The organism is Pseudomonas guariconensis (genome assembly GCF_040822035.1).
Classification (GTDB): Bacteria; Pseudomonadota; Gammaproteobacteria; order Pseudomonadales; family Pseudomonadaceae; genus Aquipseudomonas; species Aquipseudomonas guariconensis.
Map to the genome: position 1 here is coordinate 874,927 of NZ_CP162012.1, position 14,896 is coordinate 889,822.

Sequence of the window (14,896 nt, forward strand, 5' to 3'; positions counted from 1 at the left end):
GAGGGGTAAACTGCGGGCCTTTGAATGCCCATATGGCCCAGTTGGAGTCGGCAATGCGTAAAGACAAGAAGCAGGTGATTGGTGACGAGATCAGCGACGACTACGTCAAGACGTTCCTCCAGTTCGAGCCGGCCGATGGCGTGACCTCGCCATCGCTGCACAAACTGGTCAAGGCCTATCGTGGCCTGCGCGTAGACGATTTCGAGCGTTTCGTCGGCTTCTTCGTCGAGGCGGGTCTGGACCTGGACGGCAAAGATGAGCACGGCAAGACCTTTGTCGAGCTGATCGCCGACCAGCGCAATGCGCCTGAATACATCGAGATCATCAATAACGCCCGTGGCTGATCGGTAAGCCTGTGCCGACCTTTCGCGGGTAGGCCCGCTCCCACAGGGTTCATCGCAATGCTTGTGGGCGCGGTTTCCCGCGAAGAGCACCGCAAATCCAGGCACAAAAAAACGCCCCGAGGGGCGTTTTTTTGTGGGTCGGTATCAAGCGTAGTGCTGGGCCGGGCTGCTGGTGTCTTCCACCATTTCCAGCGCTTCGTCGTTCTGTGCGCTGATCTTGTGGTAGAGCGCGGCATCGGTGGCCAGGACCTTCTCGCGAGCCGGGAAGATCTCCTTGAGCTTGGCAGCCCAGGCACCCTTGGCCTGCTCGGGGAAGCAGCGCTCGATCAGTTCAAGCATGATCGAGACGGTCACCGAAGCGCCTGGCGAGGCGCCGAGCAGGGCTGCCAGGCTGCCGTCCTGTGCCGAGACCAGCTCGGTACCGAATTGCAGAATGCCGCCTTTCTTCGGATCCTTCTTGATGATCTGCACGCGCTGGCCTGCAACTTCCAGACGCCAGTCCTCGGCTTTGGCTTCAGGGTAGAAGCGGCGCAGGGCCTCCAGGCGTTGTTCCATCGACTGCATCACTTCGCTGACCAGGTATTTGGTCAGGTCCATGTTGTCACGGGCGACGGCCAGCATCGGGCCGATGTTGCCCATGCGTACCGACAGCGGCAGGTCGAGCAGAGAGCCGTGCTTGAGGAACTTGGTGGTGAAGCCTGCATACGGGCCGAACAGCAGCGACTTCTTGCCATCGACCACACGGGTGTCCAGGTGTGGAACCGACATGGGCGGAGCGCCGACCGCGGCCTGGCTGTAGACCTTGGCCTGGTGCTGCTTGACGATCTCGGGGTTGTCGCAGCGCAGCCACTGGCCGCTGACCGGGAAACCGCCGAAGCCCTTGCTTTCGGGGATGCCGGACATCTGCAGCAACGGCAGGGCCGCGCCGCCAGCGCCGAGGAAGACGAAGCGGGCATCGACTTCACGGCTGCCGCCGCTGTTGACGTCCTTGATGCTGACGGTCCAGCCGCTGCCGTTGCGGCGCAGGCCGACGACCTTCTTGCTGTACTTGACCTGCGCATCGGCGCAGTTGCCCAGTTGCTTGAGCAGCTTGTTGGTCAGGGCGCCGAAGTTCACGTCGGTACCCTTGATCACGCGTGTGGCGGCGATGCGCTGGTCGGCCGGGCGGCCCGGCATCATCAGCGGCATCCACTGCTCCATCACGGCCTTGTCTTCGGTGTACTCCATCTCGCTGAAGGCATGGTGCTGTTTGAGCAGCTCGAAGCGCTTCTTGAGGAAGGAAACGCCCTTGTCACCTTCGACATAGCTCAGGTGCGGGACCGGATTGATGAAGGCACGTGGCGAGCCGAAGCTGCCCTTGCGCACGAGATAGGCCCAGAACTGGCGGGACACCTCGAACTGGGTATTGATGTGCACGGCCTTCTTGATGTCGATGCTGCCATCGGCGGCCTGAGGCGTGTAGTTCAGCTCGCACAGGCCTGCGTGGCCCGTCCCTGCGTTGTTCCAGGGGTTGGAACTTTCCGCGGCACCGGAGTCCATCGCCTCGACGACCTCCAGCTTGATCGACGGGTCGAGTTCCTTGAGCAGTACGGCCAGGGTGGCACTCATGATGCCCGCGCCTACCAGTACCACATCAACCGATTCGTTCTGCGCCATTAACGCGTCTCCACAATCTACAGCACCTAATTGACAGCATAGGATCCCTGGGTTGGCCAGGATCGCCATGTCCGACTCTTCGCAGTTCTTGCCACTTCCGCGGACCCTGCCAATTCAGTCTTGGTGTTCGGCTATTGAACGCCCTTGCCACGGGTGCGGCAATTCGACTTATGGTCAAGGTATCCGCCGTGCGGTATGGACCGGCTTCAGTACTTCATCGAGGATGAGCACTTTTGCCGTCTGTTCGAGGCTGTTCGGGACGCATCTGTCGCTTTTGCACATGCCAGACTGTTCATTTGCTCGCCACACTCTTGTGAAGTTTGAAAAACCCGTTTTTTCACGCTCTTTTGGAACGTGAACCTCAAAAGGGACTGCGCGATGGCAATCCACAGGTTCCTGCAATGCGAAGGCCGGGACAGCAGGCGCGGCGGATGCAAGACCTGAGTGGAAGGCTCTCTGTGGGCAAAGCGTCGAAAGTGCCGTGGTCAACGGCGATGCGGGGCCCGATCAGGAGACGTCCTTATAATCGGGGGGAGATTATAACGATGTCGCGGGCAGAAAGGTGCGCTTAATGGGCTTTTTATTGCTGCGTTTGTCAGGCTGGCAGGGTGCGTTGCTGCCAGCGGCGGCTTGCGTGGGCGCAAACCCGAGCACTGTCCGGTAGCGGCTGACCAAGCCAGCCCAGCTGGGCTTCGCTGACCTGCACCCAGCCGCTGCTGCTGGGCCGTCGTGTGCAGTGCAGGAATCCAAGGCAATTGCCCTCGGCATCGAGGCGGACATAGGTGTTCTGGCGGGGGCGGGAGAAAAGCAGATTCCACAGCGAGGTCATGGCGGCGATCCTGTTCGGTCTGTCTGGCAACAGGATGAACGCCCGGCATGAAACCCATGTGACAATCGCAATTAAGGAGGCGGATCGGTTGCTCGGCTGCTTTTTCTAACAGCTTGCAGCGTGAAGCTTGTCGCTAGGTATACTGTGGGCCTTTGCCGTATTTTCTGGAGAAACGCGCATGTTGCAACGTCTGTTGTTCGGTTTGATCGCGGTGGCCAGCCTGAGCCTGGTCGGTTGTGCCCACAGCCCGCAACAACTCAGCCCGCAACCCAAGCTCACCGCCCAGCTCAATCCGGTCGGCCGTGGCCAGCCGGTCGTGGTCAAGGTGGTCGATGGCCGTGCCTCGCAATCGCTGGGGACCCGGGGTGGCATGTACCCTGAAACCAGCACCATCAGCGTCAGTGGCAACGATATCGTGCCCAAGCTGCAGGCCCAGGCCGAGGCCGCGGTACGCCTGTTGGGCTTCACCCCGACGCCCAACGCCTACAATGCCCCCCAGTTGACCGTGACCCTGGCCGAGCTCAAGTACCAGTCGCCCAAGGACAAGATGTATGTGACCGAAGCCACCATCGGCGCCACCTTCCGTGCCGATGTGTCCAACGCCAACCGTCGCTACAGCGGCCGTTACGGTGCTTCCCTGGATCAGCGCTTCGGCATGGCGCCGAATCAGGAGACCAACACCAAGCTGGTCGGTGACGTGCTCAGCGATGCCCTGACCCGCCTGTTCAAGGACCCGACCATCGGCCAGGTCCTAGGCGAATAAGCGCAGCGCCCTCGATAAAAAGCCCGCTGCCGGGTGCTTCCGGTAGCGGGCTTTTTGTTGCCTGTGAAGAGGCTAAGGAGCAGGCCAGCTTGTCATGCGGCCTCTATACGAAAGTCGAGCAGGCTACGGCCGGTATAAATATCGACTTCGGGCAGGTCTTGGTGAGCATGACCACCCAAGGCGCAATAGACCAGCCACTGGCGATCCTGGACGTTAATGGCCAAGCCGTCGATCAGCGCCTGTTGTTCATCGCTCTGGGCGACAAGGTAGAGGCGGTCCTGGTTTTCGGCGTGCAACATGACAAGCTCCATCGTAGGAAAAGGCCGACAGGGTGGCCTGTCCTGATGACGAGCGTGTGACAGTGAAATTCAATGACAGTTGGTCGCAAAATCCGAGCAGCAGGATTGGGCTTGGGTAGAATGCCGGGCTTTGCCGTCGTTCTTTTCCGAGGTTATGCGATGTCCTTGCAAGTGCTCTGGGGATTCCTGGCTGCCCATCCGGCCAAGTTGATCAATCTGCTGGCCCTGCTGATTACCTGTCCCGGCGGGCTGCTGCTGCAAAGCGCACGGCGGCGCGAAGTGGTGGCGCGGGCAAGTGGTGCGAGCGACGAGGCAGTGGTCGATGCCTTCGACCAGCGGGTGCCGCGCTACTACTACATCCTCGGATTCTCTTGCCTGGCCATGGCGCTGCTGCTGTCCTGGTTCAGCACCTGGATCTGAACACCGGATGCCCCTGTTGGGACGGGTAACCCGCCCCAACAGGGGATATTTCAGGCGACGGGGCTTTGAGCCTTGACCTGGTACTGGTTGCGCACCGGGGTGGCGTACTGCTGCACCAGGTAGGGCTGGTGTTCCACCGGGCAAGCGTCCAGGCGGCGCTGCCATTCTTCCTTGGCCTTGGCCAATTCCTGCGCGGGGAACAGTTTCTCCGCACTCGGCACCTGCAGGGCCGGGTCTGCTTCACTCCACATGCCATAGGCCAGGTAATGCACCGGGAACAGGCGGTAGCCGCCGAGAATCTGCCGGTCGATTTCCTGCGCCAGTTGCTTGGTGTCTTCGAAGTACTCGGTCACCGGGGCCGCGAAGCTGATATGCACCCGACCTTTGTAGCCGGTGATGCCCTGGGCGATGCTGTTGTCGTCCTCGCCCGGTGCCTTCTTGTAGGTGCCGGTGGTGGCGCGGATGTACAGCTCGCGGGCCTTGGCCAGGTCGCACGGATCGTACTCGTAGCTGATCGACACCGGTGTCAGGTTCAGGCTCTGGATCACGGCGCCGAAGGCTTCGTCCTTGCGGCTCATGTGGAACATCTTGAGGATCGCCGAATCGGTACGGTCATCGCCGTCCTTGGCCCGTCCTTCGGCCTGGGCGATCCAGATCGACACGCAGTCGTTGCGGATCGAGTGATTGATATAGGCCGACAACAGCTGGTAGGCGGCGAGTTTTTCCCGGCGACCGCTCAGCGAGCGATGGACGATGAAGCTCTTGTTCAGGCGCATCATGTCGCTGACGAAGGGCTTTTGCAGCAGGTTGTCGCCAATGGCGATGCGCGGCGTCGGCAGGCCGGCGTGATACACCGCGTAATTGACGAAGGCCGGGTCCATGACGATGTCGCGGTGGTTGGCCAGGAACAGGTAGGCCGTCCCTGACTTGAGCTGCTCGACCCCGGAGTAGGTGACCCCATCGGTGGCGCGCTCGATGGTCTGGTCGACGTAGTGCTCGACCTTGTCCTGCAGGGTCGAGACGCAGGTAACGCCGGCGAACTCGTTGCGCAGGCGGCGGGCGATCAGTGGCTTGAGCAGCCAGCCGAAGGCGCCGGCCGCCCGCGGGAAGCGGAAGTGGGTGAGGATATCCAGAAATGCCGGGTCGCTGAGCAGGCGTGCCAGGACGGCAGGGACCTCAGCGTCGTCGTACGGTCGGATGGCATCGAATTCGCCCATCATGCTCTCTTGTTGGAAACGGCTAGGGTAATAAGGTAGGGGTGGGGTCCGAAAAAACGGCTCGGACACACGCAGGCCCTGTAAACAGACCGGCAATTATACGCATAAGTCACCGCGGAGGCCGCGATGCTGGAAACCGACTTCTATCGTTGTCCCTATTGTGGTGAAACCGTGGAAACCACGGTGGATATCTCCGGCGGCGACCAGGTGTACACCGAGGACTGCCAGGTGTGTTGCCAGCCAGTGGTGTTCATCTTGCAGGTGCATGGTGACGAATGGATGCTCGATGTCAGACGCGAGGATGATGCCTGATGATGCGGATCTACGAGCCGGAGAGCCTGATGGAGGCGCAGTTGCTGGTGGGCATGCTGGCCAGCGAGGGTGTCCAGGTACATCTGGCCGGGCGTGATCTGGTCGGCGCTGCCGGCGAGTTGCCGATGCAAGGGTTGCTCGGTCTGGTAGTACCGGACGAGCAGGCTGGGTACGCACGGCAGTTGATCGATGCGTACAATGCGGCCCTGCCACTTGCCGGCGACGAACCGGAGAGTTTCCCCGGAACCCTGATCTGCTGAGTTTTTATCGCCATGTGTGGACGCTACGCCCTGTTTCGCTGGTCCCCGGCCTTTGCCGCCTTGCCCGGGTACCCCGCCGACCAGCAGGCGCAATGGAACATTGCCCCAGGCGCTTCGGTGCTGATCCAACGTCAGCTCGACGGCCAGATCCAGTTGGCCAGGGCCCGCTGGGGACTGACCCCGGCCTGGCTGACCGACTTATCCCGCACACCTGCCCAGGCGCGTGCCGAAACCTTGACGGAGCAGCCGATGTTCCGCGAGGCCTTCCGCCAGAGGCGCTGTCTGATGCCGGCCAATGGTTTCTACGAGTGGCGTGGCACGGTGCGCAAGCGGCCGTACTGGCTGACACCGGGGGAGGGGGCCTCGCTGTTCTTCGCGGCGGTGTGGGAGGCGTATCCGGTGCAGGACGAGGTCTGGCTGAGTTGCGCGGTAGTGACCCAGGCGGCGATGAACCAACGTCGACCGCTGATTCTCGATGAAGCGGGGCAGGCGGCCTGGTTGGACCCGGAAACGCCGCTGGCGCGGCTGCACGAGCTGTTGGCCAGCCCACCAGCAGCGTTGCGCGAGCGGGCGCTGGCGCATTTCGTCAATGATCCGAAGCTCGATGCGCCGGAGTGCCTGACCCCGGCGTGAACCTCACGGGGCTGCAAGGCAGCCCCTTGTTCCTCAAACGCGGAACTGATTGATCAAGCGCCGCTGCTGTTCGGCCAGCTTGGTCAGTTCGGCGCTGGCCTGGCTCGACTCGTCGGCACCGCCGGCCACTTCACCGGCCACCTGGCCAATGTTGATGACGTTGCGGTTGATGTCTTCGGCCACGGCGCTCTGCTGCTCGGCCGCGCTGGCGATCTGGGTGTTCATGTCGTTGATCACCGACACGGCCTGAGTGATGCTCTCCAGCGCTTCGGCGGCACGGGTGGCCTGTTGCACGCTGTCGTCGGTCTTGCCCTGGCTGTCTTCCATGACCTTGACCACTTCGCGGGTGCCTTGCTGCAGCTGTTGGATCATCTGCTGGATTTCTTCGGTGGCCTGCTGGGTCTTCTGCGCCAGGTTGCGGACCTCGTCGGCGACCACGGCAAAGCCCCGGCCTTGCTCGCCCGCGCGGGCCGCTTCGATGGCGGCGTTGAGTGCCAGCAGGTTGGTCTGCTCGGCGATGGCGCGGATCGCCACGAGGATCGCGTTGATGTTCTCGCTGTCGCGGGCCAGGGTCTGGACCACCTCCACCGCACGGCCTATCTCAGTGGCCAGCACGCTGATCGAATGGGAGGTGTCGCGCACGATCTGCAAGCCCTGGTTGGCCGCCTGGTCGGCGTTGTTCGTGGCCTGGGCGGCGTGGGTCGCATTGCGCGCCACGTCCTGGGCAGTGGCAGTCATTTCCTGCACGGCAGTGGCCACCTGATCGATCTCGGCCATCTGCTTGTGCACGCCTTGGTTGGTGCGAATGGCGATATCGGCAGTGTGCTCCGAGGAGTCGCTGACTTTCTGCACCGAGCCAACCACCTGGGTGATCATCGCCTGCAACTTGGCCAGGAAGGTGTTGAAGCCCTTGGCGATCGCGCCCAGTTCGTCGGCACGGTCGCTGTGCAGGCGGCGGGTAAGGTCGCCTTCGCCCTGGGCGATGTCGTCGAGCATGGCCACCATCTGACGCAGGGGGCGGGCGATACCGTGGGCCAGCAGCCAGATCACCAACAAGCCGATGGCGGCGATACCCAGACCCATCAGGGTCATGCCGGTGATGTCGGTGCGCCGTTGTGCGGCGAGGTCTTTCTGCAGTTGGTTGACGTCGGCCATCACTGTGCTCAGCGGCAGTTCGAGCAGCAGCGTCCAGCGGGCGTCGGTGCTGGCGACGCGGAAGGGCAAGTAGAGTTCGATGCGGTCCTTGGTTTCGTCGAGCTCATAGTGGAGGTTTTCGCCAGTCAGGGACGTAAGCGTGCCCGACTCCTCGGCATCCAGCACATCACTGGCTTTTTCGCCGAACTTCGACGGGTCACGGGTATAGGCCACCAGGCGGCCGTTGCTCGAGACCAGGGCCAGTTCGCCGGCGCCGTCGTATAGCTGACGGTCGGCGTTGTTGAGCAAGTCCTGGATGAAGTCTACCGACAGGTCGGCACCGGCCATGCCCTGGAACTGGCCATCGATCATGATCGGTGCGACGAACGAGGCGAGCATGACGGTCTTGTCGCCCACCTTGTAAGGCGCCGGATCGATCACACAGGGCTTCTTCGACTCTTTCGGGCACAGGTAGTACTCACTGGCGCGTACGCCTGTGGCCAGCACGGTATGGTCGTTCACATCGATCAGCTTGTCCTGGCCGAGGCTGCCGTCACCATTACGGAACCACCACGGCAGGAAACGTCCCGTGGCGCTATCGACGCCAACCATGTTGCTGCCGACATAGCGGGCATCGTCATGGTCCAGGGCATTGGGCTCCCAACCCAGGTAGGCGCCGAGCACGGTCGGGTTGACCTCGACGGTGCGCTTGAGTTGGTTGACCAGGGATTGGCGGTCGACGCGCATCAGCGGTTGGCCGTCGGTGCCTTGCATGCCGATCATGGCATTGCTGGTGGCCAGGCTGCGGGCAATCAGCAGCGGCGCTTCCAGCCCGCGCTGGATCTCGCTGACTTGCGTACGGGCCAGGGCCCCCAGGCGTTGCTCGATCACGTTTTCAAACTGTTGACGGGTGCGTTCCTGCACCAGCGACTGAGTGCGTTCGCCGGAGTACACGGCGTACAGCACCAGGGCCGCGACAATGCTCAAAACGATGGCGCCCGCCAGGGCAGCCACGGAAAACTGAATCGACTTGAACTTCATGGGGCACCGCGTTCGAGAATGATTGTTTCCCGGGTTATCGGCGGGGCCTGGCGAAAGCATGAGGGGTGATGAGAAATCTTACCTGCGGCTCTGGCGAGGCCAGGCGACTCGGCCTAGGATACGCGGCATGTAAAAACGGAGTGCTTTCATGCGTAGTTCATTCGTTGCCAGCCTGATCGGCGCCAGTATCCTGCTGTCTGGTTGCCAGGCAGTGAATACCACCAGCGGTGGTGCCGTGGGCGTCGATCGCCAGCAGTACATGTTCAGCATGCTCTCGACCGACCAGGTCAACCAGATGTATGCCCAGTCGTATCAACAGACGCTCAGCGAGGCCTCGAGCAAGGGTGAGCTGGACAAGAGCAGCGCCAAGGCCAAGCGTATCCAGGCCATCGCCAGCCGCCTGATCGCCCAGGCGCCCAAGTTCCGGCCGGACGCCGCGCAGTGGAACTGGGAGGTCAACCTGATCGACAGCGACGAGCTCAACGCCAACTGTGGCCCGGGCGGAAAGATCATTTTTTATACCGGCCTGATGGACAAGCTGCAGCTCACCGACGCTGAGATTGCTGCTGTACTGGGTCATGAAATCGCCCATGCCCTGCGCGAGCATGGCCGCGAAGCCATGTCCAAGGCCTATGGGGTGGAAATGGCGCGCCAAGGCGCCGGTGCTCTGTTCGGCCTGGGTCAGGGCGGCATGGCCCTGGCGGACACCGTGGTGAACTACGCCATGACCCTGCCCAACAGCCGCGCCAACGAGAACGAGGCCGACCTGATCGGCCTGGAGTTGGCGGCGCGTGCCGGTTACGACCCGAATGCCGCGATCACCTTGTGGAACAAGATGAGCAAGGCCTCCGAAGGCGCGCCGCCTGAGTTCATGAGCACCCACCCGGCCTCAAGCAGCCGTATTGCCTCGCTGCAGGCGGCGATTCCGAAGGTGATGCCGCTCTACCAGGCTGCCAAGAAGTAAGCTGCAAGCTTCAGGCTTCAAGCTGTTAGGACGGCGTGACTCGCTTCTCTTGCAGCTTGCAGCTTGCAGCTTCAGTCTTTAGCCCACCCAGCCGCTGGCTTTCATGGCCGAGTACACGGCGACGATGGCCAGTACGAAGAATGCAGCCGCTGCCAGGCGTCGAATCAGTGTCAGTGGCAGCTTCTCGGCGGCGAAGTTGCCCGCCAGCACAACCGGCACGTTGGCAATCAGCATGCCCAGGGTGGTCCCGAGGATGACCATGATCAGGTGAGGATACTGGGCCGCCAGCATGACCGTGGCGACCTGGGTCTTGTCGCCGATTTCAGCCAGGAAAAATGCGATCAGCGTGGTGACGAAGGGGCCGAAGCGGCGTGCGGCGCTGTTTTCGTCATCGTCCATCTTGTCTGGAACCAATGTCCACAGGGCTGTTGCAGCGAAGCTCGCGGCGAGGATCCAGTGCAATACCGTCTCGCTGAAGAAACTGCTGACCCAGGCGCCCACGGCACCGGCGGCGGCATGGTTGGCGAGGGTGGCTGCGATGATGCCGGCGATGATCGGCCAAGGCTTGCGAAAACGCGCGGCGAGAATGAGGGCGAGCAATTGCGTCTTGTCGCCGATTTCAGCGAGGGCGACGATTGCGGTGGGGACGAGCAGGGATTCCAGCATCAGGTTTCCTACGGGGGCGGGTCGACACGGCTATGACACGTACGACCTCCCCGCCCCGGGTAAGGTGTGCGTGTCATAGGTCTTGTCAAACCCTGGATCTGTCTGCGCAGACCGCGGGTCGCACGCGCCATGGCCTGTGGGCCAAGTGTGTTGACGCGTGCCGGGCGAGCAGGGCGCTCGCGGGAGACTACTCCCCTAGGACGGTGCGGATTCTGCCTAGGTGAATGCGTTTCGGCAAGCCCTGTTTTCAGCCGCGTGTGGCCTGGTAGATACGAAAGCCGTCCGCCTCGGCGCAGACCCGGCAATTGCCCAGGGCGCCTTCGATCAGCGGTTGATAGCGCAGGAAGCTATTGGCGACCAGACGCATTTCCCCACCTTTTTGCAGATGAAGACCTGACTTTTTCAGCAGGTTCTCCGATGCCTGGTAGTTGGTATGCACACCGGTATGAAAGGGCGGGTTGCTCAGGATCACGTTCAGCCCGGTAGGCGCGGCATCGATGCCGTCGCCACTGATCACGTCGCCTTCCAGACCATTGGCCGCCAAGGTCAGCCGACTGCTCGCCACGGCGAAGGCATCCACATCGAGCAGGGTGACGCGGCTCTGTGGATAACGGCGTTTGATGGTCGCGCCCAGTACGCCGGCACCGCAGCCGAAGTCCAGCACGTGACCGGCCGGCAGGTTGTCCAGGTGTTGGAGCAGCAGGGCAGTGCCGCGATCCAGACGGCCATGGCTGAACACGCCGGGCAGGCTCACGACCTGCAGCGGGCCGTCTTCCAGGGGCAGCTCGAAACGTTCGGCCAGGCTCTCCAGGGGTTTGGCCTGCGGAGCATGGTCCACCGTCACTTGCCACAGCTGGCAGTGACGCGCGCTGTCGAGCTTGCGCGGCTTGCCGAAAGCTTGCAGCTGCTTGGCAGCGCCCTCGATGCCCCCGCGCTTCTCGCCTACCAGATACAACTCACGGCCTGCCAGGCGGGACGCCAGGGCATTGAGCAGATAGGCAGCAAGCTCCCGCGACTTGGGCAGAAACAGTACGGCGGCCTCGAAGGCCACTTCGGGCACGTGCACGCCATAGTGGCTGCGGTCGCTGAAACGGCTGTCGAGCAGGGCCTGGTCCCCGGCGTGCCAGGACCAGCCGCTAGCCTGCGGCAGTTGGCCGAGCAGGTCGTCGGCGGGCAGCCCGGCGAGCAACAGCGGGCCTTGGAACAGTTCGGCCTGGCGAAGCAACACTTCACTGCGCGGGTCCATGGACGACGTCTCCTGAAAAAGCGCGCAGTGTACCAGAGCCCCTTGCCGATTCAGCTGACCACTCGCCGTGGCTGGCCGGCGAAGAAGGCCTGGGCGTTCTCGCTCAACTGGCCGACGATGCGCTGGCGCGACTCCACCGCGCCCCAGGCGCTGTGCGGGGTGACGATCAGACGCGGGATGTCCGGGGCCAGCAAGGGGTTGCCATCGACCGGGGGTTCGACGCTCAGCACGTCAGTGGCTGCGCCGCCGAGGTGGCCGCTGCGCAGGGCGTCGGCCAGCGCCTGTTCATCGATGAGGCCGCCTCGAGCGGTATTGACCACCAGGGCGCCGGGTTTGAGCTGCGCCAGTTCGCGCGCGCCGATCATGTGGCGGGTGTGCTCGTTGAGCGGGCAGTGCAGGGTCAGCGCATCGACCTGAGGCAGCAGTTCGTCCAGTGGCAAACGTTCAGCGCGGGCTGGGCGACCGGGGATCTGCCCGCTGAGCACGCGCATGCCGAACGCCTCGGCCAGCCGCGCCACCGCGCCGCCGAGCTCGCCGTGACCTAGCAGGCCGAGGGTCTTGCCTTCCAGTTCGACGATCGGGAAGTCCAGCAGGCAAAACTGGCTGGCCGTGGCCCAGCGGCCCTCGCTGACCGCCTGGTGGTAGTCGCACAGGCGCGTGGCCAAGGCCAGCAACAAGGCCAGAGTGTGCTGGGCGACCGATGGGGTGCCATAACCCTGGCAGTTGCACACGGTGATGCCCTGGGCACGGGCGGCGGCCAAGTCGACATTGTTGGTGCCGGTGGCGGCAACCAGAATCAGCTTGAGCTGTGGATTGGCCGCCATGGCCGCGGCGTCGATCATTACTTTGTTGCTGATCACCGCTGTGGCACCTTGCAGGCGCTCGGCGACCTGTTCCGGCTGGGTAGAGGCGAACAGCTGCAGGCTGTCGAAGGGGCGTTGCAAGGGCGCGAGATCGAGGTCGCCCAGGTCAAGGGACTGGTGATCGAGGAAGACGGCGCGACGCGGGCTAGGCATGAGGGGCTCCGGGCTGGGGTTCGGGCGGTGACAGATCAGGTCAGCCGTTGCGCGACAGCGCAGCCGATCAAGCTGAAGGCGGGTTGGCAAAGTGTCAAGCGTGTGGGGCGAGGCCACTCATACCTTTATCCCTTCGAATCATTCCTTCGGCTGATTTGACCAAAGTGTCACCGTTCTAGAGTAGACATCAGACTTCTCCGGCCAGCATTGCAGATAAGGGATCCCTATGTTGCAGACGCGTATCATCAAGCCCGCCGAGGGCGCCTATACCTTCCCGCTGTTGATCAAGCGTCTGCTGATGTCGGGCAGCCGCTACGAAAAGACCCGAGAGATCGTCTACCGCGACCAGTTGCGCCTGACCTATCCGCAACTGGTCGAGCGCATCGCGCGTCTGGCCAACGTGTTGACCGAGGCTGGGGTCAAGGCCGGTGATACCGTGGCGGTGATGGATTGGGACAGCCATCGATACCTGGAGTGCATGTTCGCCATCCCGATGATTGGCGCGGTGGTGCACACGATCAACGTGCGCCTGTCGCCGGAGCAGATTCTCTACACCATGAACCACGCCGAGGATCGCGTGGTGCTGGTCAACAGCGACTTCGCCGGTCTTTACCAAGCCATCGCCGGCCAGTTGACCACGGTGGACAAAACCATCCTGCTGACCGATGGGCCAGACAAACAGGCCGATCTGCCCAGTCTGGTCGGCGAGTACGAGCAACTGCTCGCCGCGGCCAGTCCACACTATGACTTTCCCGATTTCGACGAAAACTCGGTGGCCACCACCTTCTACACCACTGGCACCACCGGCAACCCCAAGGGGGTGTATTTCACGCATCGCCAGTTGGTGCTGCACACCCTGGCCGAGGCGTCGGTCACCGGTAGTATCGACAGCGTGCGCCTGCTGGGCAGCAACGATGTGTACATGCCTATCACCCCGATGTTCCACGTGCATGCCTGGGGCATTCCCTATGCGGCCACCATGCTCGGCATGAAGCAGGTCTATCCGGGGCGCTACGAGCCGGAAATGCTGGTGAAGCTGTGGCGCGAGGAAAAGGTCACCTTCTCCCATTGCGTGCCGACCATCCTGCAAATGCTGCTCAATTGCCCGTCTGCCCAAGGCGAGGATTTTGGCGGCTGGAAGATCATCATCGGCGGCAGCGCGCTCAACAGGGCGCTCTATGAGGCGGCCCTGGCGCGGGGCATCCAGCTGACCGCAGCCTACGGAATGTCGGAAACCTGCCCGCTGATTTCCTGCGCCCACCTCAACGACGAATTGCAGGCCGGCAGCGAGGACGAGCGTATTTCCTACCGCATCAAGGCGGGTGTGCCGGTACCGTTGGTGGAGGCGGCGATCGTCGATGGTAACGGCAACTTCCTCCCAGCCGATGGCGAGACCCAGGGCGAACTGGTCTTGCGCGCACCCTGGCTGACCCAGGGGTACTTCAAGGAATCCGAAAAGAGCGAGGAGCTGTGGGCGGGCGGCTGGCTGCATACCGGCGATGTCGCCACCCTCGACGGCATGGGCTACATCGACATCCGTGACCGCATCAAGGACGTGATCAAGACCGGTGGCGAGTGGATCTCCTCCCTCGACCTCGAGGACCTGATCAGTCGCCACCCGGCGGTGCGCGAAGTGGCGGTGGTCGGTGTGGCCGACCCGCAATGGGGCGAGCGGCCATTCGCCTTGCTGGTGGTCCGCGAAGGGCAGGCCATCGATGCCCGGGCGCTCAAGGATCACCTCAAGCCGTTCGTCGAGCAGGGGCACATCAACAAGTGGGCGATCCCTAGCCAGATCGCGATTGTTACTGAAGTTCCCAAGACCAGTGTCGGCAAGCTCGACAAGAAGCGTATCCGCCAGGACATCGTCCAGTGGCAGGCCAGTAACAGCGCGTTTCTGTCGACCTTGTAACCTCCCTGCGGGTCGCGCTCGTCTGCGCGCGACCCGCAGGCCAGAGCGGCTGGCGCTTGTAAAACGCTGAAATTGCGCCATGCTTGCGCGCGTCCTGAAAGCCATCGTCGGCCCAGGAAACACAAATCACACTTTAGAGGGATCAAGCACCCGGACCTGCTGGCTATAGTCGGGGCCAGGTGATTTT

General features: G+C 62.7%; 16 protein-coding genes and 1 riboswitch. Of the genes, 8 read left to right on the forward strand and 8 right to left on the reverse strand.

Features of this window, described 5'->3' with window-relative positions; genetic code table 11:
- Window positions 1-53: 53 nt before the first annotated feature.
- Entirely contained in the window at window positions 54-344 is a 291-nt protein-coding gene (locus AB1N67_RS03945) for a PA4642 family protein (RefSeq protein ID WP_043215305.1), read from the forward strand.
- Between the two features lie 144 nt (window positions 345-488).
- On the opposite strand, the gene mqo is transcribed toward AB1N67_RS03945, so the two are convergent.
- Together mqo and AB1N67_RS03955 are read right to left on the reverse strand one after the other, a co-directional pair.
- The gene (gene mqo, locus AB1N67_RS03950) at window positions 489-2,000 is read right to left on the reverse strand and encodes a malate dehydrogenase (quinone) (protein ID WP_070576955.1); all 1,512 of its coding nucleotides are present in this window, start codon (window positions 1,998-2,000) and stop codon (window positions 489-491) included.
- A gap of 595 nt (window positions 2,001-2,595) precedes the next feature.
- The gene (locus AB1N67_RS03955; RefSeq protein WP_043213802.1) at window positions 2,596-2,829 is read right to left on the reverse strand and encodes a hypothetical protein; all 234 of its coding nucleotides are present in this window, start codon (window positions 2,827-2,829) and stop codon (window positions 2,596-2,598) included.
- Between the two features lie 178 nt (window positions 2,830-3,007).
- Here AB1N67_RS03955 and AB1N67_RS03960 point away from each other — a divergent pair, with 178 nt between their 5' ends.
- Complete coding sequence (locus tag AB1N67_RS03960) at window positions 3,008-3,592, forward strand: YajG family lipoprotein (protein ID WP_043213803.1); 585 nt, start codon at window positions 3,008-3,010, stop codon at window positions 3,590-3,592.
- Window positions 3,593-3,684: 92 nt separating this feature from the next.
- Here the strand turns inward: AB1N67_RS03960 and AB1N67_RS03965 are convergent, their stop codons facing one another.
- Window positions 3,685-3,891, reverse strand: a complete 207-nt coding sequence (locus AB1N67_RS03965; protein WP_043213804.1) for a hypothetical protein — start codon at window positions 3,889-3,891, stop codon at window positions 3,685-3,687.
- A gap of 159 nt (window positions 3,892-4,050) precedes the next feature.
- Here AB1N67_RS03965 and AB1N67_RS03970 point away from each other — a divergent pair, with 159 nt between their 5' ends.
- Entirely contained in the window at window positions 4,051-4,311 is a 261-nt protein-coding gene (locus AB1N67_RS03970; RefSeq protein ID WP_043213805.1) for a hypothetical protein, read from the forward strand.
- A 50-nt stretch (window positions 4,312-4,361) separates the two neighbouring features.
- Here AB1N67_RS03970 and AB1N67_RS03975 read toward each other — a convergent pair whose 3' ends face one another.
- Window positions 4,362-5,531 carry a 1-acyl-sn-glycerol-3-phosphate acyltransferase gene (locus AB1N67_RS03975; RefSeq protein ID WP_080642133.1) on the reverse strand — a complete coding sequence of 390 codons (1,170 nt, stop codon included), beginning with the start codon at window positions 5,529-5,531 and terminating at the stop codon, window positions 4,362-4,364.
- A gap of 123 nt (window positions 5,532-5,654) precedes the next feature.
- On the opposite strand from AB1N67_RS03975, the gene AB1N67_RS03980 reads away from it, so the two are divergent.
- The 3 genes from AB1N67_RS03980 to AB1N67_RS03990 are packed head-to-tail and all read left to right on the forward strand — an operon-like array spanning window position 5,655 to window position 6,733.
- Window positions 5,655-5,840 (forward strand): CPXCG motif-containing cysteine-rich protein, encoded by a 186-nt coding sequence (locus tag AB1N67_RS03980; RefSeq protein WP_043213807.1) that lies wholly within the window; start codon window positions 5,655-5,657, stop codon window positions 5,838-5,840.
- Window positions 5,840-6,100, forward strand: a complete 261-nt coding sequence (locus AB1N67_RS03985; RefSeq protein ID WP_090345222.1) for a putative signal transducing protein — start codon at window positions 5,840-5,842, stop codon at window positions 6,098-6,100. Before AB1N67_RS03980 ends, AB1N67_RS03985 begins: the two co-directional genes overlap by 1 nt.
- Before the next feature lie 12 nt (window positions 6,101-6,112).
- Entirely contained in the window at window positions 6,113-6,733 is a 621-nt protein-coding gene (locus AB1N67_RS03990) for an SOS response-associated peptidase (protein ID WP_367863546.1), read from the forward strand.
- A gap of 33 nt (window positions 6,734-6,766) precedes the next feature.
- On the opposite strand, the gene AB1N67_RS03995 is transcribed toward AB1N67_RS03990, so the two are convergent.
- Window positions 6,767-8,908: a methyl-accepting chemotaxis protein gene (locus tag AB1N67_RS03995; RefSeq protein ID WP_367863547.1), complete on the reverse strand. Its 2,142-nt coding sequence runs from the start codon at window positions 8,906-8,908 to the stop codon at window positions 6,767-6,769.
- 148 nt (window positions 8,909-9,056) lie between these two features.
- Between AB1N67_RS03995 and AB1N67_RS04000 the strand changes: the two genes are divergently transcribed.
- Window positions 9,057-9,872 carry a M48 family metallopeptidase gene (locus AB1N67_RS04000; protein ID WP_043213812.1) on the forward strand — a complete coding sequence of 272 codons (816 nt, stop codon included), beginning with the start codon at window positions 9,057-9,059 and terminating at the stop codon, window positions 9,870-9,872.
- 78 nt (window positions 9,873-9,950) lie between these two features.
- Here the strand turns inward: AB1N67_RS04000 and AB1N67_RS04005 are convergent, their stop codons facing one another.
- The 3 genes from AB1N67_RS04005 to AB1N67_RS04015 form a co-directional block, all read right to left on the reverse strand.
- Window positions 9,951-10,535 carry a TMEM165/GDT1 family protein gene (locus AB1N67_RS04005; RefSeq protein WP_177343710.1) on the reverse strand — a complete coding sequence of 195 codons (585 nt, stop codon included), beginning with the start codon at window positions 10,533-10,535 and terminating at the stop codon, window positions 9,951-9,953.
- 91 nt (window positions 10,536-10,626) lie between these two features.
- Window positions 10,627-10,746: riboswitch (yybP-ykoY riboswitch) on the reverse strand.
- A 39-nt stretch (window positions 10,747-10,785) separates the two neighbouring features.
- A complete protein-coding gene (locus AB1N67_RS04010) occupies window positions 10,786-11,784 on the reverse strand; it encodes a class I SAM-dependent methyltransferase (protein WP_043213815.1) in 999 nt (332 codons plus the stop codon).
- Between the two features lie 50 nt (window positions 11,785-11,834).
- Entirely contained in the window at window positions 11,835-12,800 is a 966-nt protein-coding gene (locus tag AB1N67_RS04015) for a 2-hydroxyacid dehydrogenase (protein WP_090345226.1), read from the reverse strand.
- A gap of 226 nt (window positions 12,801-13,026) precedes the next feature.
- Between AB1N67_RS04015 and AB1N67_RS04020 the strand changes: the two genes are divergently transcribed.
- Window positions 13,027-14,709, forward strand: coding sequence for a fatty acid--CoA ligase (locus AB1N67_RS04020; protein WP_043213818.1), 1,683 nt, complete (start codon window positions 13,027-13,029; stop codon window positions 14,707-14,709).
- The last annotated feature ends 187 nt before the right edge of the window (window positions 14,710-14,896 follow it).